23 protein-coding genes are annotated in these 23,801 nt (G+C 60.8%); 9 read left to right on the plus strand and 14 right to left on the minus strand.

What is annotated here, in order from left to right; translation table 11 throughout:
• Nucleotides 1-532: 532 nt before the first annotated feature.
• Nucleotides 533-4,882, plus strand: a complete 4,350-nt coding sequence (locus ACSQ1W_RS08175; protein ID WP_436042762.1) for an RHS repeat-associated core domain-containing protein — start codon at nt 533-535, stop codon at nt 4,880-4,882.
• Nucleotides 4,883-5,187: 305 nt separating this feature from the next.
• Nucleotides 5,188-5,622, plus strand: a complete 435-nt coding sequence (locus ACSQ1W_RS08180) for a hypothetical protein (RefSeq protein WP_436042763.1) — start codon at nt 5,188-5,190, stop codon at nt 5,620-5,622.
• Between the two features lie 130 nt (nt 5,623-5,752).
• Here the strand turns inward: ACSQ1W_RS08180 and ACSQ1W_RS08185 are convergent, their stop codons facing one another.
• The 4 genes from ACSQ1W_RS08185 to ACSQ1W_RS08200 all read right to left on the minus strand — a co-directional run bounded on the left by ACSQ1W_RS08185 (nt 5,753) and on the right by ACSQ1W_RS08200 (nt 13,588).
• Nucleotides 5,753-7,108 carry a hypothetical protein gene (locus ACSQ1W_RS08185; RefSeq protein ID WP_436042765.1) on the minus strand — a complete coding sequence of 452 codons (1,356 nt, stop codon included), beginning with the start codon at nt 7,106-7,108 and terminating at the stop codon, nt 5,753-5,755.
• Nucleotides 7,109-7,375: 267 nt separating this feature from the next.
• The gene (locus ACSQ1W_RS08190; RefSeq protein ID WP_436042767.1) at nt 7,376-9,703 is read right to left on the minus strand and encodes a DEAD/DEAH box helicase; all 2,328 of its coding nucleotides are present in this window, start codon (nt 9,701-9,703) and stop codon (nt 7,376-7,378) included.
• A gap of 1 nt (nt 9,704) precedes the next feature.
• A complete protein-coding gene (locus tag ACSQ1W_RS08195) occupies nt 9,705-11,057 on the minus strand; it encodes an ATP-binding protein (protein WP_436042769.1) in 1,353 nt (450 codons plus the stop codon).
• Entirely contained in the window at nt 11,054-13,588 is a 2,535-nt protein-coding gene (locus tag ACSQ1W_RS08200) for a TerB N-terminal domain-containing protein (protein ID WP_436042770.1), read from the minus strand. The genes ACSQ1W_RS08195 and ACSQ1W_RS08200 overlap by 4 nt, the downstream gene beginning before the upstream one ends.
• A 171-nt stretch (nt 13,589-13,759) precedes the next feature.
• Here ACSQ1W_RS08200 and ACSQ1W_RS08205 point away from each other — a divergent pair, with 171 nt between their 5' ends.
• From ACSQ1W_RS08205 to ACSQ1W_RS08235, 7 genes are all read left to right on the plus strand, one after another.
• Nucleotides 13,760-14,326, plus strand: coding sequence for an antitoxin Xre/MbcA/ParS toxin-binding domain-containing protein (locus ACSQ1W_RS08205; protein WP_081420128.1), 567 nt, complete (start codon nt 13,760-13,762; stop codon nt 14,324-14,326).
• On the plus strand, nt 14,323-14,799 hold the full coding sequence (locus ACSQ1W_RS08210) for an RES family NAD+ phosphorylase (RefSeq protein WP_056878718.1): 477 nt from the start codon (nt 14,323-14,325) through the stop codon (nt 14,797-14,799). Before ACSQ1W_RS08205 ends, ACSQ1W_RS08210 begins: the two co-directional genes overlap by 4 nt.
• A gap of 121 nt (nt 14,800-14,920) precedes the next feature.
• Entirely contained in the window at nt 14,921-15,358 is a 438-nt protein-coding gene (locus ACSQ1W_RS08215) for a hypothetical protein (RefSeq protein WP_327482803.1), read from the plus strand.
• Between the two features lie 88 nt (nt 15,359-15,446).
• The gene (locus ACSQ1W_RS08220; protein WP_327482804.1) at nt 15,447-15,869 is read left to right on the plus strand and encodes a hypothetical protein; all 423 of its coding nucleotides are present in this window, start codon (nt 15,447-15,449) and stop codon (nt 15,867-15,869) included.
• A gap of 159 nt (nt 15,870-16,028) precedes the next feature.
• Nucleotides 16,029-16,301 carry a BPSL0761 family protein gene (locus ACSQ1W_RS08225; protein WP_436042773.1) on the plus strand — a complete coding sequence of 91 codons (273 nt, stop codon included), beginning with the start codon at nt 16,029-16,031 and terminating at the stop codon, nt 16,299-16,301.
• 2 nt (nt 16,302-16,303) lie between these two features.
• On the plus strand, nt 16,304-17,065 hold the full coding sequence (locus ACSQ1W_RS08230; protein WP_436042775.1) for an SseB family protein: 762 nt from the start codon (nt 16,304-16,306) through the stop codon (nt 17,063-17,065).
• Between the two features lie 710 nt (nt 17,066-17,775).
• Complete coding sequence (locus tag ACSQ1W_RS08235; RefSeq protein WP_436046153.1) at nt 17,776-18,732, plus strand: tyrosine-type recombinase/integrase; 957 nt, start codon at nt 17,776-17,778, stop codon at nt 18,730-18,732.
• Here the strand turns inward: ACSQ1W_RS08235 and ACSQ1W_RS08240 are convergent.
• Genes ACSQ1W_RS08240 through ACSQ1W_RS08285 form a run of 10 tightly spaced genes read right to left on the minus strand, consistent with a single transcriptional unit; the run spans nt 18,722 to nt 23,800 of the window.
• Nucleotides 18,722-19,171, minus strand: coding sequence for a single-stranded DNA-binding protein (locus tag ACSQ1W_RS08240; protein WP_436042777.1), 450 nt, complete (start codon nt 19,169-19,171; stop codon nt 18,722-18,724). The genes ACSQ1W_RS08235 and ACSQ1W_RS08240 overlap by 11 nt on opposite strands.
• Nucleotides 19,168-21,006, minus strand: a complete 1,839-nt coding sequence (locus ACSQ1W_RS08245; protein ID WP_436042779.1) for a DNA cytosine methyltransferase — start codon at nt 21,004-21,006, stop codon at nt 19,168-19,170. The genes ACSQ1W_RS08240 and ACSQ1W_RS08245 overlap by 4 nt, the downstream gene beginning before the upstream one ends.
• Nucleotides 20,999-21,169, minus strand: a complete 171-nt coding sequence (locus ACSQ1W_RS08250; protein WP_436042780.1) for a hypothetical protein — start codon at nt 21,167-21,169, stop codon at nt 20,999-21,001. Before ACSQ1W_RS08250 ends, ACSQ1W_RS08245 begins: the two co-directional genes overlap by 8 nt.
• On the minus strand, nt 21,157-21,507 hold the full coding sequence (locus ACSQ1W_RS08255) for a hypothetical protein (RefSeq protein WP_436042782.1): 351 nt from the start codon (nt 21,505-21,507) through the stop codon (nt 21,157-21,159). Before ACSQ1W_RS08255 ends, ACSQ1W_RS08250 begins: the two co-directional genes overlap by 13 nt.
• Nucleotides 21,504-21,791 (minus strand): hypothetical protein, encoded by a 288-nt coding sequence (locus ACSQ1W_RS08260; protein ID WP_436042784.1) that lies wholly within the window; start codon nt 21,789-21,791, stop codon nt 21,504-21,506. The genes ACSQ1W_RS08255 and ACSQ1W_RS08260 overlap by 4 nt, the downstream gene beginning before the upstream one ends.
• Nucleotides 21,788-21,916, minus strand: coding sequence for a hypothetical protein (locus tag ACSQ1W_RS08265; protein ID WP_436042786.1), 129 nt, complete (start codon nt 21,914-21,916; stop codon nt 21,788-21,790). Before ACSQ1W_RS08265 ends, ACSQ1W_RS08260 begins: the two co-directional genes overlap by 4 nt.
• On the minus strand, nt 21,913-22,494 hold the full coding sequence (locus ACSQ1W_RS08270; RefSeq protein ID WP_436042787.1) for a hypothetical protein: 582 nt from the start codon (nt 22,492-22,494) through the stop codon (nt 21,913-21,915). The genes ACSQ1W_RS08265 and ACSQ1W_RS08270 overlap by 4 nt, the downstream gene beginning before the upstream one ends.
• A complete protein-coding gene (locus ACSQ1W_RS08275) occupies nt 22,487-23,107 on the minus strand; it encodes a hypothetical protein (RefSeq protein ID WP_436042788.1) in 621 nt (206 codons plus the stop codon). Before ACSQ1W_RS08275 ends, ACSQ1W_RS08270 begins: the two co-directional genes overlap by 8 nt.
• The gene (locus ACSQ1W_RS08280; protein WP_436042789.1) at nt 23,100-23,540 is read right to left on the minus strand and encodes a hypothetical protein; all 441 of its coding nucleotides are present in this window, start codon (nt 23,538-23,540) and stop codon (nt 23,100-23,102) included. The genes ACSQ1W_RS08275 and ACSQ1W_RS08280 overlap by 8 nt, the downstream gene beginning before the upstream one ends.
• Nucleotides 23,537-23,800, minus strand: a complete 264-nt coding sequence (locus ACSQ1W_RS08285) for a helix-turn-helix domain-containing protein (protein WP_436042791.1) — start codon at nt 23,798-23,800, stop codon at nt 23,537-23,539. The genes ACSQ1W_RS08280 and ACSQ1W_RS08285 overlap by 4 nt, the downstream gene beginning before the upstream one ends.
• Nucleotide 23,801: the final 1 nt, after the last annotated feature.

Genomic DNA, 23,801 nt, shown 5'->3' on the forward strand with positions numbered 1-23,801 from the left:
GGCGCTGGGGACGGTCAATTGCGCTCAACAAGAGAGTGCATTTCGAGGCCTACTTGAAGTGCCCACCGGCTGAGCCAAGCGATTCTCATCGAGGCGTTCATAAAGGGTGTATAGCCCACCTGATCGCAAAAATGAGCGCCTGTGGCTGACGCGCGAAACTCCCTACCGCAGCGCCGCAAATTGACCTAGGAAATGACTATCCAATCCAGTGATTGATGGAGGTTCGCCGAGAACGCCGAGGCTTGCGCGCATCTACATGCATTTACCGAAACGGGAGATCGTGAGGCTCTTGCAACCACCCACAATTGGGCGTATCTGTCGACCAAGAATGGGGGGGTTGTTAGCGTGCAGTCGCGGTATGGGGAGTGGCTTGCAATGGCTGTTTCCGTTGCTTGGGCGAGCGCTGCCGTAACGTACGCGCCACTCTCACTGATCAAAAAGTCGGATCGACTTCGAATCCGTACTTCGCACTGGAATAAGACGAAACTTCAACCAACATGTCATCGCGCGCGAGATTGTCAAGGAGAAGGACATGAAGATCTTTGTTGGATGCGGAGATAGCAACAAAATCATCAAGCGCGGTCGGCACATCGCTGCACTAATGTTCGCAGCCTCACTATTGCTCGCCCCGCTATCGATATACGCAGCGAACGACAACACGAGAACGGAAGATCGCATCAATGTCATCGGATATCGCGATCTCTACGATATCTTCAACACTAACAACCTCTATAACAGTGTCACGTGGGGCGCAAGCAATTTCCAGGCATCCAACTTCATGTACATCCCTCCGACTGGAGTGCCTGCGGGGATGATCTCATCGGCGATGCCAGAAGAGTCCACAGGATGCGACACAGCGGAGGGCTCAGACAAGCCGCCCGAAACAGCAGGCAATCCAGTTGTCCTGATAAATGGAAACAAGATCGAGAATGAATTCGACTTCAGGTCAGGCGGGGAAGCTGGCCTGTTCCTCCAGCGGACCTACAATCACTACTGGAAAGGTGTCGGACTGTTCGGGAAGCACTGGATCAGCAATTTCGACTACAAGCTCACATTCGGCACGGCCGCGTACACGACTTGCCATCCTCGGCCAGGCGGCAGCACGTGCACGATCGGCACCGCAACCTACGTCGTTTCCTGGCGCCCGGACGGCCGGCTAGTTCGCCATTCCAAGCAAAGCGACGGGACATTCACCGGCCCCCAGGCTACATCGCGAATCATTCAGCAACCCAACGGACAGTTCGTGCTGTACGGCGAGGGCGGCCAAGTCGAAACCTACTCCTCTGCAGGCTACATCACCTCTTTGGTCAATGCTCAAGGCATCGGCTGGACGTTCACTTACACCAACGGAACATTTCCCTATCGCGTCACCCACACATCAGGTCGATATGTCGAGTTCGTTTGGACCAGCGGCCAGTTAACCGCCGTCAGGGATACGGCCGGCAACTACTACGGCTATGCGTACAACGCCAATCAGTTTGGCGCTGGTATCCACCGCCTTGTGTCAGTTGCAAGACCGGGTACGCCTACAGCGAACGTCGTTTATCACTACGAGTTCGCCTCTGACCCCGGAGCACTAACTGGAAAGTCGTACAACGGAGTTCGGTACTCGACATTCGCCTATTATGGTGGCGGCGCTATCTCGCAGACCAAGCACGGAACTTCAGATACCTGGAACTTCTCCTATCAAGATCTCTCGGCACAGCCGATGTCGATCTTTATCACTACGGCGACCAATCCGCTAGGCAAGACGACAAAACACATCTACTCGTACGGAAAGCTTTGGAAGACGGGCGGGGAGCCAAGCACAAACTGCCCTTCATCTGTCGTTGAAACAACTTACAACAGCACGAGCGGATTTCCCGAGACCATTCTGGATGCTGAGGGAAATGCGACATACATGGAACACAATGCGAAGGGGCAACTCACTAAGCAAGTAGAGGCTTTTGGTTCATCCATCGCCAGGACGACGCTTAACGAATGGGATCCTGTTCACAACCGCTTGATCAGCACCACGCTCGTAGGTGTAAGAAAGACTACCTACTCGTACACGACTAACAACAGGCTATCCTCCGTTGTCGTCTCCAATCTTCTCGCGCCTTCCCCTGCGACAAATCTTAATCAAACGCGAGCCACGACATACTCGTACACCTATCACGCGAACGGAATGCTCGCCTCTCAGACGGAAGATGGCCCACTGCCAGGAAGCGGGGACTCTATTGTTTACAGTTACAACGCACTTGGTGACCTGGCATCGATAGTCAACGGGCTAGGACATGTCGAAACGTACAGTCTTCACAATGGCCTGGGCCAACCGGGCCGCATAGCAAATCCCAACGGGTCGCTAACCGACATGACGTATGACGCACGTGGGCGGATTACGCGTTCACGCCAGTATCCCGATGGTTCTACGCCAGCAGACACTAGCTATGTCTACAGTGCAGGAGATCTGCTTACCTCGCTCACCACACCCGACGGCGTGACGAACCAATACGAATACGACACTGTGCGGCGCTTGGTTAGAACGTATCGCGATTTGCCAGCGGTGCTTTCAGGTGGCTTCACAAGAGAGCAAACGAGCTATGCCTACAACAACTTCTCTCTCCCGACGTCCGTAAGTGTTCATGGACTGAATGCAGGTGGGGCTTCAACCCTAATAAGAAAGAGCACACTTGAGTATGACGAACTGGGTCGCGTCCTGAGAGTGAAAGGTGAGAACGGTAGATTGACGTCTTACACGTACGACCTGAATGGCAATATTCTTTCTGTGAAGAACGGCAGCAATCAGACGAGCTACTCATATGACGATCTAGACCGTCGCGTTTCCGTACTCGACCCTGCGAATGGATCTTCCGTTTTTGCCTACAACGCTTCCGATCAGATTACGCTGGTAACCGATCCCCGAGGGAACCAGACATCCTTCATATTTGACGGATTTGATCAGCTTTGGAAGAGGGTCAGCCCAGATAGCGGCGTTACGCTTACGGAGTACGACGCGGCGGGGCGCGCGACCAAGCTTACCGAGGCCGATGGAGGGCAAACCTTGCTTTCTCATGACGCTCTCGGGCGCTTGATTTCGGCAACTGAAAATGGAAGCACGATGTCGCGTACGTATGACACATGCCCATTGGGAGTCGGGCGCCTGTGTCAATCCACAAGCACTCATGGGGTAATCGGATACGCCTACAACAGCTACGGAAATGTGCTGAGTAAGTCCGAGGTCATAGGTACCAGCGCAATCGACTTCACCCAGTACTACTCTTACGATGCTGTTGGCCGCTTGGCCGGAATCTCCTATCCGGGCGGCTACAACGTCGGCTATGGGTACGCATCAGGAAAGCTGACAACGATTGTTGGTGGCACTGGCGGGAGCAATCCTCAACTTCTAAGCCAGATCAAGTACCGCCCCTACGGGGGATATGACAGCTGGACTTATGGAAATGGACTCTCTCGGAACTTCTATTACGATCAGAACTATGTTGTAGGTGACGACCGGCTGACCGGATTGACCACCATGGATGGGGGCTACACTATTCAGAGCCTCCTACTTGCCTATGACGCAAGTGATCGCATCTCATCGATCACCAACTACACCAACTCCGGAAATCTTGGAGTATTTGAGTATGACACTGTCGGAAGGCTGACAAAGGAATCTACATTCTCGGGGACCGGCTACCAGGGCTTCTCCTATGATGGCAACGGGAACAGAACCGTCTTTGGCCAGAGCGGGACGGGGGTAATGATCCCTCCTGTCAACTATCAGATAGAACCAAACAGCAACCGCATCCAGTTCGTTAAGACGACCCCGTATGCTTACGACCCTAGAGGGAACGTCACCTCAATCGGAGCGATCACGTATTCCCACGACGTATGGGGACATCTGTCATCCATAAACGACAACGGAGCTGTGACCACCTATCGAACCAATCCCGAAGGGTTGAGGAACTACAAATCGTCCTCTGCCACCGGCACTTCTTCTGGCTACCTTTATGGCCCCAGTGGCCAGTTGGAAGTCGAGTACAACTGGGGTGGAGCCGGGTGGACACACTACATCCGTCTAGCCGGAGAGGTTGTCGCCATGAGGAAGTCCGGGTCTCAATTTTATATACACAATGACCACCTCCAGCGAGCCGAATCTATAACGAATGCTTCAAAGGCGGTCGTCTGGCGAGCGAACAACGTGGCTTTCAATCGGATCGTAACGATCGATACGATCGGCGGCTATAACCTGGGATTTCCTGGTCAGTATTACGATCAGGAAACCGGGCATTGGTACAACATGGCTCGCTACTACGATTCCTCTACTGGGCGCTACCTGCAGAGCGATCCGATTGGCCTGGAGGGAGGTCTGAACACTTACGCGTACGTGGGGGGAAATCCTGTTAGCTTCACGGACAGCACAGGGTTGGCATGCGATCAGCGCGGCTGCTGGGTTACGCCCACTGAGCAAGCATATGCTGATGCCGGAAACTGGAGTTTGTACTATCAGGCGGCGGCGGCCGGCGGCGACAAGTATGCGGCACGTGCATTTGAAGTAGCCTCAAATATTGGCTTCCTGTCAAACATAACAAACACGAGACTCTCGAATTCGATTCTAGAGAGAACGAAAGAGAAGACTTGCGAAGCGGCGCGCGCGGACATGGAGAAGAAAATGGAGGCCATTCGGGTTGGGCTTGCCCGCGCGCATGCCAATGCGCTGAAGGGCGCCACACGCGACAACCCCAGGATGTTGGATCGCGTCACCGATGTTGGAGGCTTCCATGACAGGGTTTTCGCAGAGAACGGCGCAGGCCCAGTTTTTGGAGGAGCTACTTACGACTCATTATTCGGAAGGGGCGGGTTTGGATACGACTGGTGCCCATCACCGAGTTGCAAGCCATGACGCCTCAGTTGATTCCAGTACTACTTTCCCCTCTCTTCGTTGCCCTAAATCTTTATGCTCTGTGGCTCGGATTTCGTGGGAAGACTGGCTATCACATGGCAGTTAGAGCATCCGGCGCCATCGGAACAGTTGCGTTCGTTGTCGCCCTGGTCGCGATGCTTGATCAGATCACTCAAGTTTGGGTTCGACGTCCGGATTCAATTTCAGGATGGGTCTATGTAGGCAGCGGGGTCGTGTTCTATTGCTGTGCGATTGCTTCACTCGCTTTCATGATCAAGGACAAGAGCCGCCGGAGATCCAAGTAGATGAACCTGCACCTTGCTAGACTCTCATCCTACAAGCAGAGTATCCGCATGAGGTCTGATCGAACCAGGCTCGTAGTTTTCGCCATGCTTCTCGCAGCCCCTGTTCTGCTTTGCGCGCAGAGGGCTAGCAGCTTCGCCGAAGCCAATGAGCGCGCTGACGCTCAGCGGGCTGAGCTCCCAGATGTTTCCGCCGCCTACGCGACCGAATGGGCAGAGTTCAACAACAGCCATAAACTCGACGAGCGCGACGGCTGCTATTTCAAAGCCACGGGACCGTTAGTTCAGATTCTTGAGATCGATAAATCAGGAAAGATCGTTGGCTATTACACAGATGTAGACAATGAGCGTTCCCGATGCTGGAAGAAATCATACTTGGGCATCGTTTTTCCTCCGCCGCCCGTTTCCCCTTACTGGCATAAGCTCACCATGCACTAGTTGATGCGACATACCCTTAGTTCGGCGCCCGATCGGATAGGGCGAAGACCTTCTGAGGCGCCAGGTTCCGGCTCGATCATTGGGCTCATTCCTTTCAGAATTGCAGAGCAAGTCCTCACCAGATCACTGATCAATCCTGCTGTTCGATCTCGGGACCAGATGATCCCACTGCTGCTGGCGGCAGTTCGTCAGCCAAGGCGCGATCCAACTTGGCGCGAATGAGAACCGGCGGTTCCGCCTCCCTCCAGCCACCCGGCGGGGCCGAGAACGGCTCGGTCAGACAACGGGCATGTTCGGCCGCAAACCAGGTCAAGGACTGTTGCTCGAACACGATGCGAGCAAGCAGACGCTCAGACAGCCAGAAGATGCCTTCACTGGGAGGCTTGCCCACTCGCGTCAGTTCCAAAGCGTGTTCCCCATCCAGAAGTGGCTTCGCTGTCACCCCATGGGTCGCGAAGCAAGCACAAAGCACGTCCAGGTTGATCTGGACCAGCAGCAACAAACTTCCAGATAAGAAGGTCAAGGCGTTGGCCGGCGACAGCGACAGCAGGAATGGGTAAAACAGGCACCAGTGCTCGTCGGTACCGTCAACAAGCCATGAGAGCGTGCTTAATGGCGGTTCGTTAACAAGTGCCTGCAGCTCGTGTCGGGTGATGTCAGCATGCAGGAGGGTGTAGGTCAGCCCAGGTTCTGGGCTGACCGGCGCACAGGCATCCGTGCCGAAGGCAGTGATGCATGCATCAAGTTGCGCGCTGTACGTCACTTCCTGCGTCGCTAGTGCTCGCCGGGTAACGTTGGGCATCCCGGCATACTCGACTGCTCCATCGTTGGCTAGGAAGTCCATCAGTTTCTTCTGCTGGATGGCCTGACGTTTACCCCGACTATTCAAACGAGCGCTGCTCTTGCACTCCATCACGAACGGCTCCTGCCCTGCCAACAAGCACAGATCGCCGAATCGCAAGACATTCGTCAGGTCGCATAGGACGGCGGGCACGCCGTGCTCCAGTGCCTTCTTAAGCAAAGCCCATTCATTGGCGAATCCAGTCTTCCCGGACAGACTACCCGCTGACGGCTTCAGGTGATTGGTTTCGGCATCCAAGCAAAGATGTTTGAGTGAGTACTTGTTCTGATAGATATGAGCGATGGCATCTCCAAAGTTGCGCCACATCCGCAGTCGCCTCTGCGCTTGGCCTATCGCGCCTTCGACCTGATTCAGGTCGCCACGCAGCGCGTTGGCGTGCTCTTTGGCCGGCTGCCCCGTCTTCAACGCCCTGACCAAATCAGCTCGACACGCTTTCAGCCGACTCAGACGAGCCTCATTACGCCGAATGCGGGCGACCAGGTGAACCTGCATCGGAAGCAAAAGATCCAACCGGCTGGGATCATGCTGCAGGGTATGCGTCCATAGAACCAGTTTGATCAGCGAGGTTCGCTCCACCACGCCTATAACCCACCTGTCACGAGCAAGTACCTGAGAAGAATCCATGGCTCACCTGGGGCTTCCGCAGCGGTGGAATCGGCCACCGCGGCAGGGCGCGATGGTGCGTAGGTAGCGCGTGTCACACTGCCGCGGCTGCAACTGATATAGCGTCAAAGGGGCGCCCGAGTGCTCACTGATCTAGGAACGCACTGATATCTACTGACATACAGAGAATGTCTAGACATCCGAGAATCCGAAGCTTGTACGACTCCAAGACGGCTTGTGTCATCAAGGGAACCTTCGGACCCCAGACGTGCATCCGGAGTACGGCGATCATTTAGTCAGTGCCTCGTGCCACTGCTTCATCACAGCGATCGCACCCCCTAAGTCCAGTTCGGCAGCCGCATAGCCACGAACCAGTAGCTCAGGCTGCAGAAATTGGTCGAATTTGTTCCGCTCCAAACCTTCCTTGCGAGCCGCCAAGATCGTCGCATCTGCCGGTATCCGCTGCAGGGCCAACTCGATCAGCTGAGGCACAGCTTCTTCGGCAAGCCCAATCAATTCTACGAACGGCCCAGCGCTGACAGCCTCTACGTCCAGCCACTGCAACCACAATGCGATGGCCAGGCCAATCCGGTGTCCAGCCCAATGGGCAAGATGGACGGCATCCCCAGAGGCGGTCAGAGGACTCTGGCCAAATCCAAACAAGTTGTAGGCTTCGCGAGCATCCATCAACCCCTGCTGAGCCACCGGGTCCAGATAGACCGGTATGGAGGACTCCTCAAGGAGCTGTCGCATGCGTTGATGCACGATACGGTGTACGCCCAGCGGACCGCCACCAAAGCTGGGAGGTTTACCCCCCTTGGAGGGCGCCAGCAGGACAACGCGAGCCTCGGTATCAACCTCCAGGATGCGCCAGCGCCGACCGGCAAACAGCATCAAACGCCCCGGCACGAGCGGCTCAATGACCGGCACCGTGCCCAATCGCTTGCCATTGCACAGCAGCTGGTACTCCTCGGGGGTGAAGAAAGTGGCGTAGAAGCTGAAGTGCTCCATGATCCGCTCACCGACCGCGCCCGGGAGCAGGCTGCCATCATTGACCTGCTCAATGAGCTGCGCGCTCCCCAACGATCTCAACACCTCGGCGAACATGGCTTGATCGATGTTGGAGAATGCGCCGCGCTGACACAGTTCCCGGTACAGCTCGGCCGCCGTACAGCCGCCGCCGCTTTGCGCGATGTATGACAGGATCTGTTGGACCAGGGTCGATAGATGGAGGTCTTCCTGCATCGGAGGCTCGAAGCGCCCAGCCAGCATCAGCTCGATCGCCGCGATAGCTTGCAGCAGGCTCAGGCGCAGCCAGTCCACGGGATGACTGCGTGAGGTCAGGGCTGGCAGGACGACATACTGGCGCAGGATCTGCGGCTGACCCGGGCGGCGTCCGGAGCGTCCAATGCGCTGTTTCAGAGCCGCCACCGAGGGTGCCGGGCCGATCTGGGCCACCGATACGACATCGCCCAGGTCCACGCCCATCTCCAGCGTGGACGTGCACACGGCCGTGGTGGGCAGCGTACCTTCCCGCAACCGTTCCTCCACACTCAAACGCAGTTCGCGTGATAACGCGCCGTGATGCGGAAAGAACTCATTGGGTAGCGCACGACCTTCAGCGCGCTCACGCAGCTGGTCGGCCACGATCTCCACCTGCGCACGCGCATTGGCGAACACCAAATGGCTCTCGCCCCGCAGGCGTTCGAACAGGTGGTCCGCAATCTCGTCCAGCGCGGTCGTGTAGCGATCGGCTGGTGCTTGCTCGTTGTCCTCCAGTTCCTCAAAGGTCTCAGGCGGGGCCGGCAGCTGCACCCGCTCATCCATCGGCTGGCGTGCGATCTGGGCCAGCAGCTTCTCTACCGCATCCCCAGCGGCCTCCATGGTGGGCATTGGGCCTCCGTCATGCTCTCGTCGCTGCTGGATGGCGCGCACCTGCAAGCGCAGCTCACCCCCGTCGGAGGCCGTAGTCAGCACCTGGCATGGAAATCCTCCCCGCGAGCGCAAGAAGTTGCCGGCGCGTTCTGGCTCTCCCAAGGTGGCCGACAAGGCAATACGGGGCAGGGGATGGGGCACTAGGCGTTCCACGCGCTGGAGCAGCGAGCGCAGTTGGGCCCCGCGTTCGCTGCCGAAGAACGCGTGCAACTCGTCGACAACCAGATAGCGGAGCTCGCCCAGCAAGCCGCCGAATTGTGCGCCACGACGCATCAGCAGAGCCTCCAAGCTTTCCGGCGTGGTGATCAGGATATTGGCCGGTCGCTTCCAGAAGCTCGCGCGTCCAGCTGACACATCGCCATGCCAAGGCTGCACACGCAGATCCACCGCCTCGGCCATCGAGGTGAGGCGACGGGTCTGATCGTTGATCAGGGCGCGCAGCGGCGACACGCACAGACAGCGCAGTCCTGGGCCTTCGAACTGCGCCAGATCACTCATGATCGGAAGAAAAGCGGCTTCGGTCTTGCCCCCGGCGGTTGGCGCCGAGATCACCACATCACTCTGTCTCCCCAGCACGAGCGGAATGGCCTGCGCCTGGATCTGGCGCAGGGCCGGCCATCCTTGTTGCCATACCCAGCGTTGGATCCCTGGATGCAGCTGCTCGAACGGGTCGATGGCCATCTCAGAGCCGGAACGATGAGAGCTCATCGTCCGGATCGGCCGCTCCCGCATGCACTGCAGCCGGAGCAGGAGCCGTACCGTCCTCTTCGATGTCGCGATCGGTATTGAGCTCCTGACTGACATCCAGCTCTTCGATTAGATGGTTCCAATCCAGGTCCGCATGCTGCTCCAGGACACTGAGCAAATCGAGAAAGGCCCTGACGGTATTGCGCGGCGTCTGGAAGTACGCCGCGCCGATACGCTGATTGCAGTGGCTCAGGAAGGCGGGCAGGGCCTCATCAGGCAGCGCGTACTGGGCTGCATCGCCGCTGGCATGCAGGTGTCGCAGCTTGGTGAGCAGGACGTACAGATCTTCCGGGGTAAGGTTGGCCAGCCGGATTACCGGACCGCCGAAATCCTGCAGCCCTTGCTGGGCGGCAAACGCATTCTCGGATAGACGCGATTGAAGTGCCTGGTAACTGTACAAGCCGCGACGGGCATCCATCAGCGTTTCTGGTGTGCCACCAAACACAAAGCCCACGCCTTCGCTGCTGCCCTGCAAGGTATCGTTGAGGATGCGCAGGATCTGCTCGTGGTTGGTATTGCGTGCCGTGGCGTGCGGCAGCTTGTACAGGTTCACCAGTTCGTCCAGACATACCAATAGGCCGCCATATCCAGCCAAGCGGATGAACCGCGCCAGTAGCTTGATCCCATCATAGACCTGGTCATCTTCGATGATGGTGCGTACCCCCAGCGCTTGGCGCGCATCGGTCTTGGTGGTGAACTCACCGCGCAGCCAGCGCACCGCATCGGCCTTGAGTTGCTCGTTGCCCTGGTCGTGGCCACGCCAGTAACACTCGATGACTTGAGCGAAGTCGTAGCCACCCACCAACTCGGTCAGCGACTGAAGCCGCTGCTGGATGATCGACTCCACCGCTTCGCCCGTGCTCTTGGCCTGTTGCAAGGCTGTGGTGATGAACCGCTCCACGACGCTCGCCATCGCGCCGCCTTCGGGCTTGGTCCGCGTGGCGATGTTGCGGGTCAGCTCGCTGTACAACGAGCGCGCCTGGCCACCGCTGCCATACAAGCGACGATCCGGATTGAGGTCGGCGGCCATCGTGACCAGACCCTTCTCCAGCGCCACCGCGCGCACCAGGCTCAGGAAGAAGGTCTTGCCCGCGCCAAAGTCGCCGATCACAAAGCGAATCGCGCTACCGGCCTGATTGATGCGATCAATATCCTTGATCAGGGCCTCGACTTCACGGGCGCGACCCACCTGGATGTACTGCAGACCACGACGCGGCACCACGCCGGCCCGCAGGGCTTGGAGCACGGCATCGCGATCACGAGGCGGAATTCGAACAGCGCTTGTCATGGGCGTAGCTTCTTATGGTCGGACAGGGTTTGCGCGAGCTGATCGCGCACGTAATCGTTCACGAACAGCGGGTCTTCTCCTTCCAGCAGCGGTTCGCCGGCGAGGGAGAACGCCGCTTCATTGAGCATTTCGACCGCACCATCGGGCAGCAAGCCCAATGCATCGCAGGCGGCTTCGAAGTCGGCACGAGACCATTGGTCGCCGGCCACCCCCAGTACGCGCTCCAGCAAGGCCATATGCTCAGCATCCAGCCCAGGTATTGAGTCACTTGGAGCTTCTGCTACTGGTGTCGCGGACACACTCGCTGGAGTGACTGAGGGAGTAGGGGAGCTTATCTCGGCCGTGGCGGCTGTCTCGGCGTCATCGAAGATCTGCGCTAGCACCGATTGCACTCGGCGGGTTTCGGCAAGCTTCTGGGCAATCACATCGGCGTTGAGTCCACCGCCTGCGGCAGTCTTGGGACGTCCGCCGACACTGGCGTGGTGGAGGTCGGCCGGTACTCGGGCCGGATCCAGTTCCAGAGCGCGGTAGAACCGCTCGATCACCCGTATTTCGGCCGGGCTGACGTGGCCATCAGCCGCGGCGATCTCCAGCAACACGCCTGCGAAAGCCTTGCGCTCGCTGGCTGGCAGAAGACGCACACGGTTCTCCAGACGCGCCAAGGTGACCGGATTGAGCTGCAGCCACCTTAGGTGTGCCTCGATGCGTCGCCGCTCACTCTCGGGCAACGCAAACTGCCGCTCGATCGCGGCGACAGCTACATCCAGCTCGGACTGGTTGATCTCACTGCCTTGGCCGGCTACGGCAAGCGCGGCCTGCAGCATCAACAAGGCGGCCGCATACGCAGCGCTGGGCGTGCGCGCTGCCTGGTTAGGCAATCGGAACACGATCACGTGGCCATCAGGTGTGGGCGAAGGGCCATGGAAGCGGACATCAGGCTCGATCGCAAACCCCAAGGCTTCCAACGCTTGAATCAGCGAGGTCGCCTCGCGCTTGCCCAGCCGTTCGGGTGAGCCCATCCCGCATCCCTGGGTCAGGCGCGAGGTCGCCATCACGGCCACGGCTTGCTGGGCCAACGCCGCGTCCAGGTCCGACACCAAGGCGCGGAACGTCGGCGGGACCTGGTTGCCGCGCAAGGGTTCGGGCATCGCCGCGAGCTCGGCCATGGGCGTGCCGTTCTTGCTGCGTCGCACTCGTCGCAACGCTTCCAACTCGCCCATCGCCTGTTGGACCAGCGTGATCACGGGTCGCACCGGCGCTTGGCTGCGGGTGATATCTGGCAGCTCGGTCTGGATTGTCTCAGTGCCTTCGCCAGGACCTGCCCAACGGTAGTTCAATGCCAATCTGGAGCGCCCTGGCTTGATGACCAAGCCCTCGCCGAAACGCTGCGAATAAAGCTGGGCGAAGCGTGTTTTCATCTCTGGCCGCACAACATCCCACGTAGTGGAGCGCGCCTCATCCGTCAGCGCCTGGGCCCATGCGAAAGCAAGTCCCGATGGCAGTGGCTGATGACGCACCACTGCCTGCGCTGCGCGCACATGCTGCTCGAGCGTCCAGTCATCGCCCTCATCGATGTTTGCGTTAACCAATCCCAGCTTGAAGCGACCCACCGCCAGCAGTTCTTGGCTGTAGCGGCGGAACGAGCCGTGGTGGCCATAGTGCTGCTGAAGTCGCTGCACTTCCTCCAGGATCTGCTGGCCCTCGGCTTGGGCATTAGCTCCACCCGCTAGACCACGCAGCAATCGGTGCTCCAGACCATAGAAGTACAAAAACACGTAGCCAATACCGACCGTAGCGGCACGACGCTCGGAGTTCAGAAAAGCGAGCAGCGTGCCGCGTTCACGATCACTCAGTCCGGCATACCGCGGCCAGTATCCCAGTCCTTCCCCGCGCCAATCGGCCAGGCCAGAGAAGGGCAGAGTGGGATCGATGGTGGGCAGCCGACTGTCTTGGTAGCCGCGGGGCGTACCGAGATAGAAGCCGCCACCGGAGATCGATTGACCTCGGATGGTCACCGACTCACCGAAGGGTATCCAGCGTGGCGGTGCGGGTTGCCGAAGGGGGCTCGCCAGATCCGCAACGGCGCGTAGCGGGGAGGTGGTGCGGACGGCGACCGGCTCCAGCGCGGGCGCCGGCCGGCTAGGCGGCACGGCGGCACCGGGGATAGGCGCTTCCTTCACCGGGGGTGGCGCCGCCTCCACAGCGGATGGGGGCGGGGGAGGGGCCGGAACGCGAGGCTGAGGGGATACGGGCAAGTGGGTACTCGACCGTGAGGCTGCGCGCTTTGGCGGGGACTGGTCAAGGATTTCCGCTAGGGTTTTTCCCCCTTCTTCTGGTGGAGGGGGCAACTCAAAGGCCTGTTGGGCTATTCGCCAGTGGCGGTAGAGGCGCCAGCCGACCCAGCCAAGTAGGGCAACTACGGCGAACCAGAACAGCGCGATCCAGACTTCTTTTGGGATCAGCAGAATGACCACTAGGGCACCAAGCAGTAACGCCCCAATCCCGCCCCCATGCCCCTTGCGTCGCGCCACTGTCAGCCCCCGCCATCCGTTTGCAGAACATTGCCCCTCTTCACACTCTACACCCCGTCGTGTATCGGGCTGGATCGCCCCCTCCAAGCCGAGCGGGCATTAAGGCTTGACTGGAACGCTCGTGATACAATTGCTCCAAAGATCGGCTAATTTTAGCCAGAAGGAGATGCCATGAGCAATGCACAGGGCAAGTCGCCATCCCTTGCAACTCGTAAAGTGAGCCGCGGAGTCATTGGCAAGCTCAAAGAGCAAGGTGCCGTCGATTCAGCCATCAAGCAAAAAAAAATTCCGGTAAAGGCGGCGGGTTTCCGAAACTACTTGCGCCGAGCAACGCTTGCCGAGCGAATCAAGCTAGAGCGAGAGGGCGTCCCCTCGGAAGTTGTCAGCGACCTGATCACCGTCATTGGGGTTAGCACCAACAACTTTCAGCGCTATGCAGGCATTCCCAAAGCCACTTTTACCCTACGCATGAGAGACAAGCTGCTCTTTTCGGGCACGCAAGGTCAATCTGTTGTCGGAATCCTCGACTTGATAAATCAAGTCGAGGACATGCTTGCTGCCGATCCTGATAATCCTGATGCCAAGAACTTCGATGTCGAAAGATGGGTAGGGGAGTGGATCGAACGTCCTCAACCGGCTTTGGGGGGACTGGCGCCTGCCGAAGTGATGGACACCCCCACTGGTCGCGCCTCCGTCATGCGTGTGCTGGGGGCAATCCAAAGCGGCGCCTATCAATGAAGCTGTTCCGGATCGGCTCCTCTGGCCCTACATGGAAGCCGGACGACATGACGGGAGCCGGTGCTGCAGCGGCTCCGGGGCGCTGGAATCGGCCTGGCGAGAAAGTGATCTACGCTGCGCAGACATTGGCGATGGCGGTGCTGGAAACGGCTGCACACATAGACGACGGCGGGCTTCCGCTGAATAAGTATGTGATCGAAATCGACGTCCCGGATGACCTATGGCTAGGCCGCACGATCGTTGATCCAGCGGATCTGGGTGGAGGATGGGACGCCATTCCTCATGGTTTGGCGTCTATCGAGGCTGGGTCAGGATGGTACGTGGGTGCATCGAGCGCAATTATCGAGCTGCCGTCCGTGATTGTTCCCGAGGAGCGAATCGTCTTGATCAATGCCCAGCATGCTGACGCTGCAAGGATCACCACCAAAGTGACTCGTCGTTATCAGTACAATTTATTGTTTCGTCACAAGTAGGCGCCCATGCATCGACTGGCAGGCTCCCTCCGAACCCCCTGAAGCACTTCGCAGGCACAGAACTTATTGTGTGTGATTGCATAGTGCAATCATCCTAAGCCAGGCAACTAACGGAGAATCAATGTCTCGCCATACTTACTCGATGGGAACCTGGACTAAGGGTAGTACTGCGCCCGACTGGGATGAGAACGAAGACTTTTCAGCGTACATAGCGCGCATTGGATACTCTCAGATCATGCACCGGTTCGGACATGAACACGGCGCCTCTATTGAGATCCACAACTCGACCGATGGCGAGCGCTTCTATGCCAGCGTCAGTCATGACGGTAGCAGCGTCTACGAAGTTTTTATCCCCGATTTCCCGAGCCTGATGCTCTTTCTGAAGGATTTCGGATCGGCTTTCGCAGTGTTCGGTATCGAGTCCCATCAAGAAGAGACGAGAGCTATGCTTGATAAGCTTTTCAATGTCTATCATGGCCACAACGCATACGACATCTGCAGCCAGTGCGCCCCAACGGAGTGGAGGACGAGGCTAGATCGCAAACGGTCCAACCCATGAGTCTCTGAGACGTGAGCAATCGATCGGCCAGGTCTCAGCATCTGCGACGGACACCTCGCAAGATTCTTCGAATGCCAGGAATACCGACATGTTAGACAGGATCGTAGCCTCTCAGTTGGACTCGCAACTTGCACGTTGCGAGCAAGATCTTCAGCTAGCTATCCAAAAGCTCATCAATGAGCACGCTGCCCGCGGATTCTCGACGATGCAAGGACCGCTTGCTGGACGCATCATTGATGCTTGTGATCATGCGTTGGTGCAGGTGCATGCTGTTGCGCAATTGATCCAACGTGAGTACGTGATTTCCGGCAAGACGACCGATGAGCGAGCCGAACGTTTGCGGGCATTGTTGGGCCATCTGGAACCACGATTGATGCGCTTGGCGTTGACACCGGCCAGTTACGTAGAAGCACTGGGGGGAGTGACGCCCCCCGAATTGGCCTCGCGGGTGCCATGGGTGTTGGGCAGGCTGCGAGCATCGGCGTTCGAAGAGGCGTGCGTTATCACTTAGCGGGCCGGAACGGGCCGCGCCTAACATAAGGAATGTTATGCGAAGTAAGTAGTTGATTATATTACATATTTCAATCAAAAGCAAGTGACCTGAGCGCTTAATCCACAGCATCCGCAGAAGCCTGTAAGCTAAGTATTCCTTAGTACGATATGACCCCGCATGACCATGCCCGCCGAACGCACCCGCAACGTGCTGCAGGCCGGCGCGTTCCTGAGAGAACTCGCCGCCAGCCAGGCCGTGCCCAAATCGGTGCGGGAAGAGGCGTACCGATTGCTTCGGCACTATCCGACGGTCAGCGACATCGAGGCCATTGCCCAGCATGAGGAGCGGCTGCGGGAGCTGACCCAGTCGGCCTTCGTACGCCCATATCTGACGAGTGAATTCGAGGCAGACTGGTTTCGCGGCTTTGCCCTTGGCCCGCATCGCATCTGATCATGAAGCGAGCAACCAGGCCGCAGGGAAGAAGACCGTCTGCCGCGGAGGCAGACCTGGAGGCTGCGCTCGAGCGAGCCCGTGGCGACTCAGATGAGGAGCTTGCCTTCTTCAAACAGCTGATGGATGCCATGGTCTACGTGCATGCGCCTGTCTCGGACGATGCTCCAACCCCGAGGCTGGTCCAGTTCCGGCACCCGGACGGCTTTGACGCCATCCCATTCTTTACCTCGCTGGGCAAGGCGGAGGTGGCCAGCTCCGCGGCCGTCAAAATCCTGGGGGTACCGGGGCGCGACCTGTTGGAGGGTTCGCGTGGCGCGACGTTGATGCTCAATCCCAACGACGGCGGCATTGTCCTGTATCCGGAAGAGATCGCGACATGGTTGGATACGGGCTTCCTGGCGAGGGTAGAGAAACCGGTGCCGTTCGAATTCGACGTAAGACCGGCGCAACGTGCACCCGCCTGGCTGGCTCCAACGATCGCCCAAAGCCTTGAGCACGCCAGCTTTGTCTCGGCGGCCTACCTCCTTGAAACCCGTCCAGCCCCGAATGCCAACCAGCCGTCAGGGCTATTGATCTGGCTGGTGGCTGACATGGCCTTTGCCGAGAGGTCAGCCCGCCTGGTGACCACGGCCATCCAGCCCTTATGCTCAGAGGTGGATGTCGTCATTGATCTGATGGTCCACGACGCGTCGCAGCCTTTGCCGGAGGCCTTGGATAATTCGCAGGTCCTGCCCATATTCACGAGAACCAGGTCCGCCTGAGTCCAAATGCAACCCGATGATGAGCTGCCAGCGCTACCTCCGGAGCTAACGGAGGCAGAGAAGGATCGCCGGACCCGCGAAGCCTTGGCTGACGTCGACGCTGGGCGGACGATCCCGCACGAGGAAGTCCTGCGATGGGTCAGAGGGCTGTCAAAGCGTTCTTGAGCGTACCCATGGTCTCAGGAGCGTCGAAACTGGGGACACGCCGGATGCCTCAGTTGGGCAACAGCTTGTTGCCAAATTGCCGCGTGGTGGCGGGGGGCTCCCGGCCGACCAAGAATGTGGCGTTTTTAGGGAGCCTTTTTTCGGGCCTGAGGCGTCTTGTGGGAAACAGCCTCAATTGGAGGCAAGTTGCCGGCACGTATTTGGGGTCCGAACCGACCATCGGTGGAGCTACCGGCAACAAGCATGGGGCAACTTGTTTGGCGGTTCTCAGATCACGGGGCAACTTGTAGGAGCCTCAACAAATCTGCGGCGATTGTTGGACCCAATTGAGGCGATTGCTGGGCGTAGCGGGGGCAGATTCGCTGCGGCAATCAGGCCTCTCAGGAACCAGCCCAGCAGGCGCATCCACCAACCCACCTCCCCAATCAAATTTCGCATAATGCCTATTATGTAATAGCTAAGGCGATGCCTTAGATACGCGCTGCATCTATCTGAATATTCGACGGTTTATCCGCTCTTCTGAATGGGTGGGATTTCCGTTGGTGGTGCTAAAACACGGATATTGTCAGATTGACCGGCTGCTGGATCGCTTCGTCATCACCCTGCGCAGCATGGGTCGAAGCCCGGCGACGGTGCGTGCGTACCGCGCGACGGTGGCGCGCTATGCGGCGTTCGCGGTGCACGTGCCCGGCGAGTTGGACCCGGTGGCACGCTACGTGGCCACGCGGCGCACGCGTGATCACCTGAAACAGGCGTCGTTGAACCTGGAACTGTCGGCCCTGCGCACGTGGTTCAACTGGCTGAAGGTCGCCGATCCGGACGCCTGGCAGCCCGATGGCTACCCACGCCAGAAGCGTGCACCGCAGCGATTGCCGCGGGCGTTGTCGGATCACGAAGTGGGCCTGCTGCTGGCGGCGCCGGACCTGTCCACGTTCGTGGGCTTTCGGGATCACTTCATCATGGCCACGCTTTACCAGTGCGGCCTGCGCGCCAGCGAATTGGCCACGCTGGAACTTGGCAGCGTGCGCATCGATGGCTTCCTGTACGTCCGCGGGAAAGGTGGCGTCGACCGCCTGGTGCCGTTCGGTCCGTCCTGGTACGGCCTCCTGCAGACTTACCTGCGCCTGCGCGCCACGGTGCGGCCAGGCAAGCGCAGCGCCTTGTTCGTGACGCGCCATGGAAAGGCGCTCCGCGACGGCCGCAGCGTGTGGGTCGTGGTCAACCGGTATGCACGTCGCGCCTTGGGCCTGGCGTGCGGCTTCGCGCGTCTGGAAGCGGCCTACACCGGGCAGCCGTGGTCCGGCCATTACCCGCACCTGCTGCGCGCAGCGTTCGCCACGGAATTGCACAAGCGAGGCGTAAACATCATGGCGCTGGCGCAGCTGCTGGGCCACGCCGATGCTGACACCACCACGCATTACCTCGGCATCGACATCAGCACGCTGCGCACTGCGGCTGCGCATCATCCGCGTTCCAGGCGGCTGCCGGCGGTCAGAACCTGAAGTCGTCATCGTCCACCCAGTCCTGTGCGGCTGGGGCGGCCGGTTCCGGTTCGGGCGTCGCAGCGCGTCCCCGGTGCGCTGCCCGCGTGCTTTCGTGTTCCGGCTGGTGGTGGATGTCCACGCCGCTGGGCGAGGCGTACACCCACGTGCTGTACCGGTCGCTGCCGTCGCCGGCCGTCCACTTTTCGGTGTGCAACCTGCCCTGCACCGTTACCAGGCCGCCCTTTTTCAGGAAGCGCTGCACGGCTTCGGCCGCTTGGCCGAACACCTTGATGCGTATCCACTCGGTGTGTTCGGTGCGGTTGCCGGCGCGGTCCTTGTAGGACTCGCTGACCGCCACGCGCAGTTCGGCCACCATGCCGCCGCTGGGTGGCGCCTTCACCGCCGGATCTGCACCCAGTCGACCGGTGACCACCACCACCTGATGCCCACGGCTCACGCGGCCATCCTGTCGGCATCGGCCGGGTCTAGGTTGGCGACGGCGATCGCGTGCAGCGGCGGCGGGCTGACGCTGTTGCCTACCATGGCCACGCTGCGGCTGCCGGAAAGCGGCGTGCCGCAGGCCATGCGGTCGATGATGTAGTCCGCCGGGAACCCCTGCGCGCGGAAGAGTTCGTGCCGCTGAAGCATGCGCAGACCGATGTCGACGATGACGTGCGGCACTCCCTGCACGGTCACCGTGACCAGCGCAAGTCGGTCGCGCGTCGTGATTGTGTCGATGGGCTCTGGCAGCGCCAGCGCTTGGCCGTTGCCGTAGTAGTTGATCAGGAACGCCGCGACGCGCAGCGCGCCGGCTTCGTGTTCCGGGCTCAGTTCGCAGGACAACAGTGCGTGATGCTCGCCGCCTGCACTGATCGTGCGCAGCGGGTCGTCTGCCGCGGCGCCCACGTTTTCGCCGCGCATGGTGACCATGCTGGTTGCCACCAGGCGCTGCTGCGTCCCGCTGCTGGTGATGGTCGACAGCGGTTCGTCTGCGGCCTTGCCGTCGCCGTCGTAGAAGCCGCCATTGGCCTGTTCCAGGTGCGCCGTCATCACGCCCATGGCGTGCGCCGCACCGGCGGGCCGTGCGGCGCCTGCGCCACTGGTGATCGTGGGCAGCGGGGCATCGATGGGCGCGCCCTCGCTGTCGTGGCGGAACTTCACCAGGGCGGCCGACGCCACAGCGTGCGAACCGCCCTTCGGCCAGGCGGTAATCGTGCGCAGCGGTGCATCGGCGCGCGTCACGCCATCGGCGGATGCGTTGGCGCATTCGACCAGCGTTGGCGTGCACACACACGCGTCAGCCTTCGCGGTGATCGTCTGCATGGGCTCGCCGGTGGCGCGCTCCATGGTCTGCCCCATGCGCCCGCCCACGCCGACAATGAACGGCTCGGCAGCGTCCAGCACGTAGCGCTTCACGCCCCGGGCGATGCGCTTCATGGTGGCATCGGCCAGCGGCCTGGCGCGGGTGAAGATGGACGGGCAAGGAATCGACCAGTCGATGCAGTCGGCGGCCGTCACGTACGGGTGCGCCCTGCCCGGCCCGTGGGTAGGCTCCGGCCAGCGGATCGGTTCACCGTCGCAGCGGAACACGGCGAACAACCGTTCGCGGCTGGTGCCGGCGCCGTAGTCGCATGCCTTCAGTTTCCGCCACTCGGCGACATAGCCCAGCGCACGCATCACGCCGATGAACTGGCGCCAGGTCTGCCCCTCTCGCCGCTTGTCGGGGATCAGGAACTGCTGCTGCAGCGGCACGCGCTCGCCCTTGGCGGCCACGGTACCGTCCAGCTTCACCACGCGGCAGGTGGCCTTGTCGCGCTTGGCCACCAGCGGCCCCCACTTCAGCATCTGCATGACGTTCTCCATGCTGATGATCCGCGGCGGCTTGCCTGCGCGCTTCAGGCTGCCTGCCCACTTCGGGATGACCCACGCCAGCGAACGCGTGGCGCGGTCGCGCGGCTGGCCGCCCTTGGCCTGGCTGAAGTGCGTGCAGTCGGGGCTGGCGTGCAGCCAGCCCACGGGGCGGCCGGCGGCTTCCTTCACCGGGTCCGCCTGCCATACGTCTTCGCACAGGTGCTTCGTGTACGGGTGATTGGCGGCGTGCATGCCGATGGCATAGGGGTTGTGGTTGATCGCCACGTCGACGGCGCGGGCCAGCGCGCCTTCCAGCGCCTTGCTGGCGCCGCCGCCACCAGCGAACAGATCCACCACGATTTCGCCCGCGCGCAGGCGCGACACGGCGGTGATGTCGGGCAGGTGGAAGCCCAGCTGCGTGCGTGCGCCCCCGTCAGCCATGGGTGGCCTCCGTCGCGGCAGCCGCGTCCAGCAGCAGGCGCATCACGTGCGGGGTCACCAGTGCGGGACAGCCGGCCGGCGCGCGGCGCAATGCGTGTTCGCCGGCTTCGATGGCATCGGCCAGGGTGGTGATGGGTTTGGGTGGCGTGGTCAGTTGGGGCATGTGATTTCACCGTTCTGAATCATGCGCATGGCCTCTTTGGCCTCTGCGGGGCTGAATTGGTACAGCTGGATCAGGCGCTTTTCCTGCAGGGTTGGAACCCTGAAGGGCGTGCGCGCACGCTCGGCATCGCGCACGTACCGGATCGCGTTGGCCCGAAGCTCGCGTGCGACTTCGATAGAAACGCGCAGCTGGTGCGCGATCATCGTCAGCGGCGTGCGGCTCGGGTCTTCGTCTGACAGGTTCAGCACGTCGCGGTAGTCGGTCGCGGGCTTTGCCGGCATCGCTTTCTCGACGGCCACGCGCAGGTGGCCAGGGTGGCGGATCTGGCGCGCCGTCATGCGGGCGCCCCCCTGCCCGGCCTGGGCTTGTCCGGCAGCGCACCCAGGCGCTTCAGTAGGGCCGTGTGTTGGTCGCGCGTCAGTTCGGTGGTGCTGCGCGCACCGACGCCTTCCAGGTGCATGCGGTAGGTTTCGACGTCCAGACCCTTGCGGCCGTGGGCGTATCGCCGCAGCGCGATGGTGCGCGCCTTCGTCATGGTGAACTTGCTGTCCAGGAACACGCCGCAGCACGAAGGCGCGTCGGTCTTCCGGCCGCAGGCTGGGCACTCGCGGACGGGCTTCATGCGCTCCCCTGGTCGGTCGGCGGTTTCGACTGCTGGGTGGCCGAACACCACAGGCATGTCTGCGTGCCGTCCGGCTGCGGGATGGACCAGAAGTGCTCGCCGGTCGGCCAAATGCAGGGCGTCATGCGTCGCACCCCTTCCCCACTTCGCCCGGCTTGCCCTCGGCGGTGAACTTCTGCCACGGCACCCAGCCGCGTTCCGGGCAATGGAAGCCCCAGTCACGACACCGCGGACCGAACAGAAACAGCGTCCAGCATGGTTGGGCGGTGCCGGTGGTCGTGTCGGTGTGCAGTTCGATGCGGTGCGTGTGCCGCGTGCGCATGAAGCGCAGGGTTCCCGGGCCGTACTCGCGGCGATGGTGGATGCCGCCATCGGCGATGGTGTGTTCGATGTACCCGCGCCGCAGGATGAAGCTGACCGCCCATGACGGGTGGTCGTGCAGGGCGCGGTCGTCGTCGTCCCGCAGGAACTTGTGCAGGTACAGGTTGGGCAGGCGCTTGACCACGGCGTGGACGGCGCGCTGCCACCACGTCATCTGCTCCGGCGCGATGCCAGCGAACCAGCCACGCCACGGCGTCACGTACCAGCGCAGCAGATAGGCGCCGTCTGGGTTGTCATCGCCAACCACCAGGTTGGGCGGTCGCTGACCGGCGATGGCGAACAGCAGCCAGTGGTATAGGGCTTCGGCGATGCGCTTACGCATTTGGAATCCTCCCGCTGGAAGCGCAGTAGTTTTGCCACGCCGCCATTGCCGCAAGCGCCGGGTGATTCCATGACGTGCCCGACGCCATCTTCACCCCGTCGCTGGTGAACATGAATCCCCATATACCCGGCAACTCTTCGACGACCTCATATCCATCTGGCGTGGAAAGGATCTCCGACAGTTGTCGGAGTCCTGCGGTCTCGGAATTCGCCTCGGCTTGCGCGGTGCGCTTGGCCGCAAGCGCGTAACCGGCCGCATCCATAAGCTCTTCGGCCATGTGTTGCAGCCAGTCGGATAGGGGAAGGTCCGTGCGGTCCAGTGTCGCGCCGTACTTCTCGCGGCCCCTCTGATCGCGCGCGATCAACTGGCGCGTTACCTCGCTCACCCGTGGCGTCACCGCCTCCAATCGCTTGCTCGTCGATTTGGACAGGCTCCCGTCCGGCAAAGCATCAGGGTGTCGTTGTGGTTCGGACGCAGAGTGTGCGATAGCGGCCTCAATCTCACGCGCCAGTTCCAACGGTTCGTTGCTCCCGTCGTCCTCGTACTTTGACGCTTCGTCGCGCAGGAATGGAACGGCGCGGCGGGCTAGGTCTGCGATCGTTGCGTTACCCATGCAGGCGCCCTCCCCTGATCAGGTGGCGCGCCACCGGGCCCATCGGCGGGTTACGCCGCCGGTCATCTCTGGCTGGGCGAAAGTCACCCAGGTGCACCCTGGCTTCGCTGACCTGCTGCAGGGCGTCAAGCGAAATGGCATTGATGCATTCCAGGTGTTCCTGCGCGGCCTGTTCGGCGAGGCGCGCCCACCGCAGCAGTTCGGTGCGGCGGGTGTCGCGCTGTTCCTCGGCGGCGCGCTCGCGCATGGCCTTGGCCATCTGCACCAATGCCTGGCCGTTCACGTCTGCGCGTTCGGCGAGGCCGTCGACGGACAGCGGCGACACCAGCTGCCGGCGGCGGCGCCACATGGCGTGGCCCAGCACGCCCAGGGCGATACCGGACACCAGCGTGGCGACCAGCACCAGCAGCACGGGAATCAATGGGTTACTCATGGGTGCATCACTCCCCTGCCCGGGTGTACGGGCAGCAACGTGCGCTGGGCGTCGCCCAGCGAATACAGGGCCACCCGGCAGGGCTTGCCGTGGCGGTTCGTCACGGTGATGTCCGTGCTGCGGATGTCGTGGCCCTGCTCGCGCAGGTCGAACACCCGGGCGCTCGCCCGGGCGATGCCCAGGCGGTTCAGCGCGTCCATCGCCGTCATCGGGCCTTCCTTCAGCGCGGCCAGCAGCGCGTTGTTCTGGTCGGCGCTCATG

Origin of the sequence: Pseudoxanthomonas sp. LjRoot143 (assembly GCF_964252945.1) — a bacterium.
In the GTDB taxonomy this organism is placed as follows: Bacteria; Pseudomonadota; Gammaproteobacteria; order Xanthomonadales; family Xanthomonadaceae; genus Pseudoxanthomonas_A.

Bases quoted from the DNA above. Each gene is read 5' to 3' on its own strand.
- ACSQ1W_RS08275 (WP_436042788.1), bottom strand. From the start codon at position 23,107: ATGGGTAACGCAACGATCGCAGACCTAGCCCGCCGCGCCGTTCCATTC.
- ACSQ1W_RS08225 (WP_436042773.1), top strand. From the start codon at position 16,029: ATGACCATGCCCGCCGAACGCACCCGCAACGTGCTGCAGGCCGGCGCG.
- ACSQ1W_RS08250 (WP_436042780.1), bottom strand. From the start codon at position 21,169: ATGCCCCAACTGACCACGCCACCCAAACCCATCACCACCCTGGCCGAT.
- ACSQ1W_RS08210 (WP_056878718.1), top strand. From the start codon at position 14,323: ATGAAGCTGTTCCGGATCGGCTCCTCTGGCCCTACATGGAAGCCGGAC.
- ACSQ1W_RS08180 (WP_436042763.1), top strand. From the start codon at position 5,188: ATGAACCTGCACCTTGCTAGACTCTCATCCTACAAGCAGAGTATCCGC.
- ACSQ1W_RS08270 (WP_436042787.1), bottom strand. From the start codon at position 22,494: ATGCGTAAGCGCATCGCCGAAGCCCTATACCACTGGCTGCTGTTCGCC.
- ACSQ1W_RS08215 (WP_327482803.1), top strand. From the start codon at position 14,921: ATGTCTCGCCATACTTACTCGATGGGAACCTGGACTAAGGGTAGTACT.
- ACSQ1W_RS08220 (WP_327482804.1), top strand. From the start codon at position 15,447: ATGTTAGACAGGATCGTAGCCTCTCAGTTGGACTCGCAACTTGCACGT.
- ACSQ1W_RS08280 (WP_436042789.1), bottom strand. From the start codon at position 23,540: ATGAGTAACCCATTGATTCCCGTGCTGCTGGTGCTGGTCGCCACGCTG.
- ACSQ1W_RS08255 (WP_436042782.1), bottom strand. From the start codon at position 21,507: ATGACGGCGCGCCAGATCCGCCACCCTGGCCACCTGCGCGTGGCCGTC.
- ACSQ1W_RS08260 (WP_436042784.1), bottom strand. From the start codon at position 21,791: ATGAAGCCCGTCCGCGAGTGCCCAGCCTGCGGCCGGAAGACCGACGCG.
- ACSQ1W_RS08230 (WP_436042775.1), top strand. From the start codon at position 16,304: ATGAAGCGAGCAACCAGGCCGCAGGGAAGAAGACCGTCTGCCGCGGAG.
- ACSQ1W_RS08185 (WP_436042765.1), bottom strand. From the start codon at position 7,108: ATGGATTCTTCTCAGGTACTTGCTCGTGACAGGTGGGTTATAGGCGTG.
- ACSQ1W_RS08195 (WP_436042769.1), bottom strand. From the start codon at position 11,057: ATGACAAGCGCTGTTCGAATTCCGCCTCGTGATCGCGATGCCGTGCTC.
- ACSQ1W_RS08190 (WP_436042767.1), bottom strand. From the start codon at position 9,703: ATGGCCATCGACCCGTTCGAGCAGCTGCATCCAGGGATCCAACGCTGG.
- ACSQ1W_RS08285 (WP_436042791.1), bottom strand. From the start codon at position 23,800: ATGAGCGCCGACCAGAACAACGCGCTGCTGGCCGCGCTGAAGGAAGGC.
- ACSQ1W_RS08175 (WP_436042762.1), top strand. From the start codon at position 533: ATGAAGATCTTTGTTGGATGCGGAGATAGCAACAAAATCATCAAGCGC.
- ACSQ1W_RS08245 (WP_436042779.1), bottom strand. From the start codon at position 21,006: ATGGCTGACGGGGGCGCACGCACGCAGCTGGGCTTCCACCTGCCCGAC.
- ACSQ1W_RS08205 (WP_081420128.1), top strand. From the start codon at position 13,760: ATGAGCAATGCACAGGGCAAGTCGCCATCCCTTGCAACTCGTAAAGTG.
- ACSQ1W_RS08265 (WP_436042786.1), bottom strand. From the start codon at position 21,916: ATGACGCCCTGCATTTGGCCGACCGGCGAGCACTTCTGGTCCATCCCG.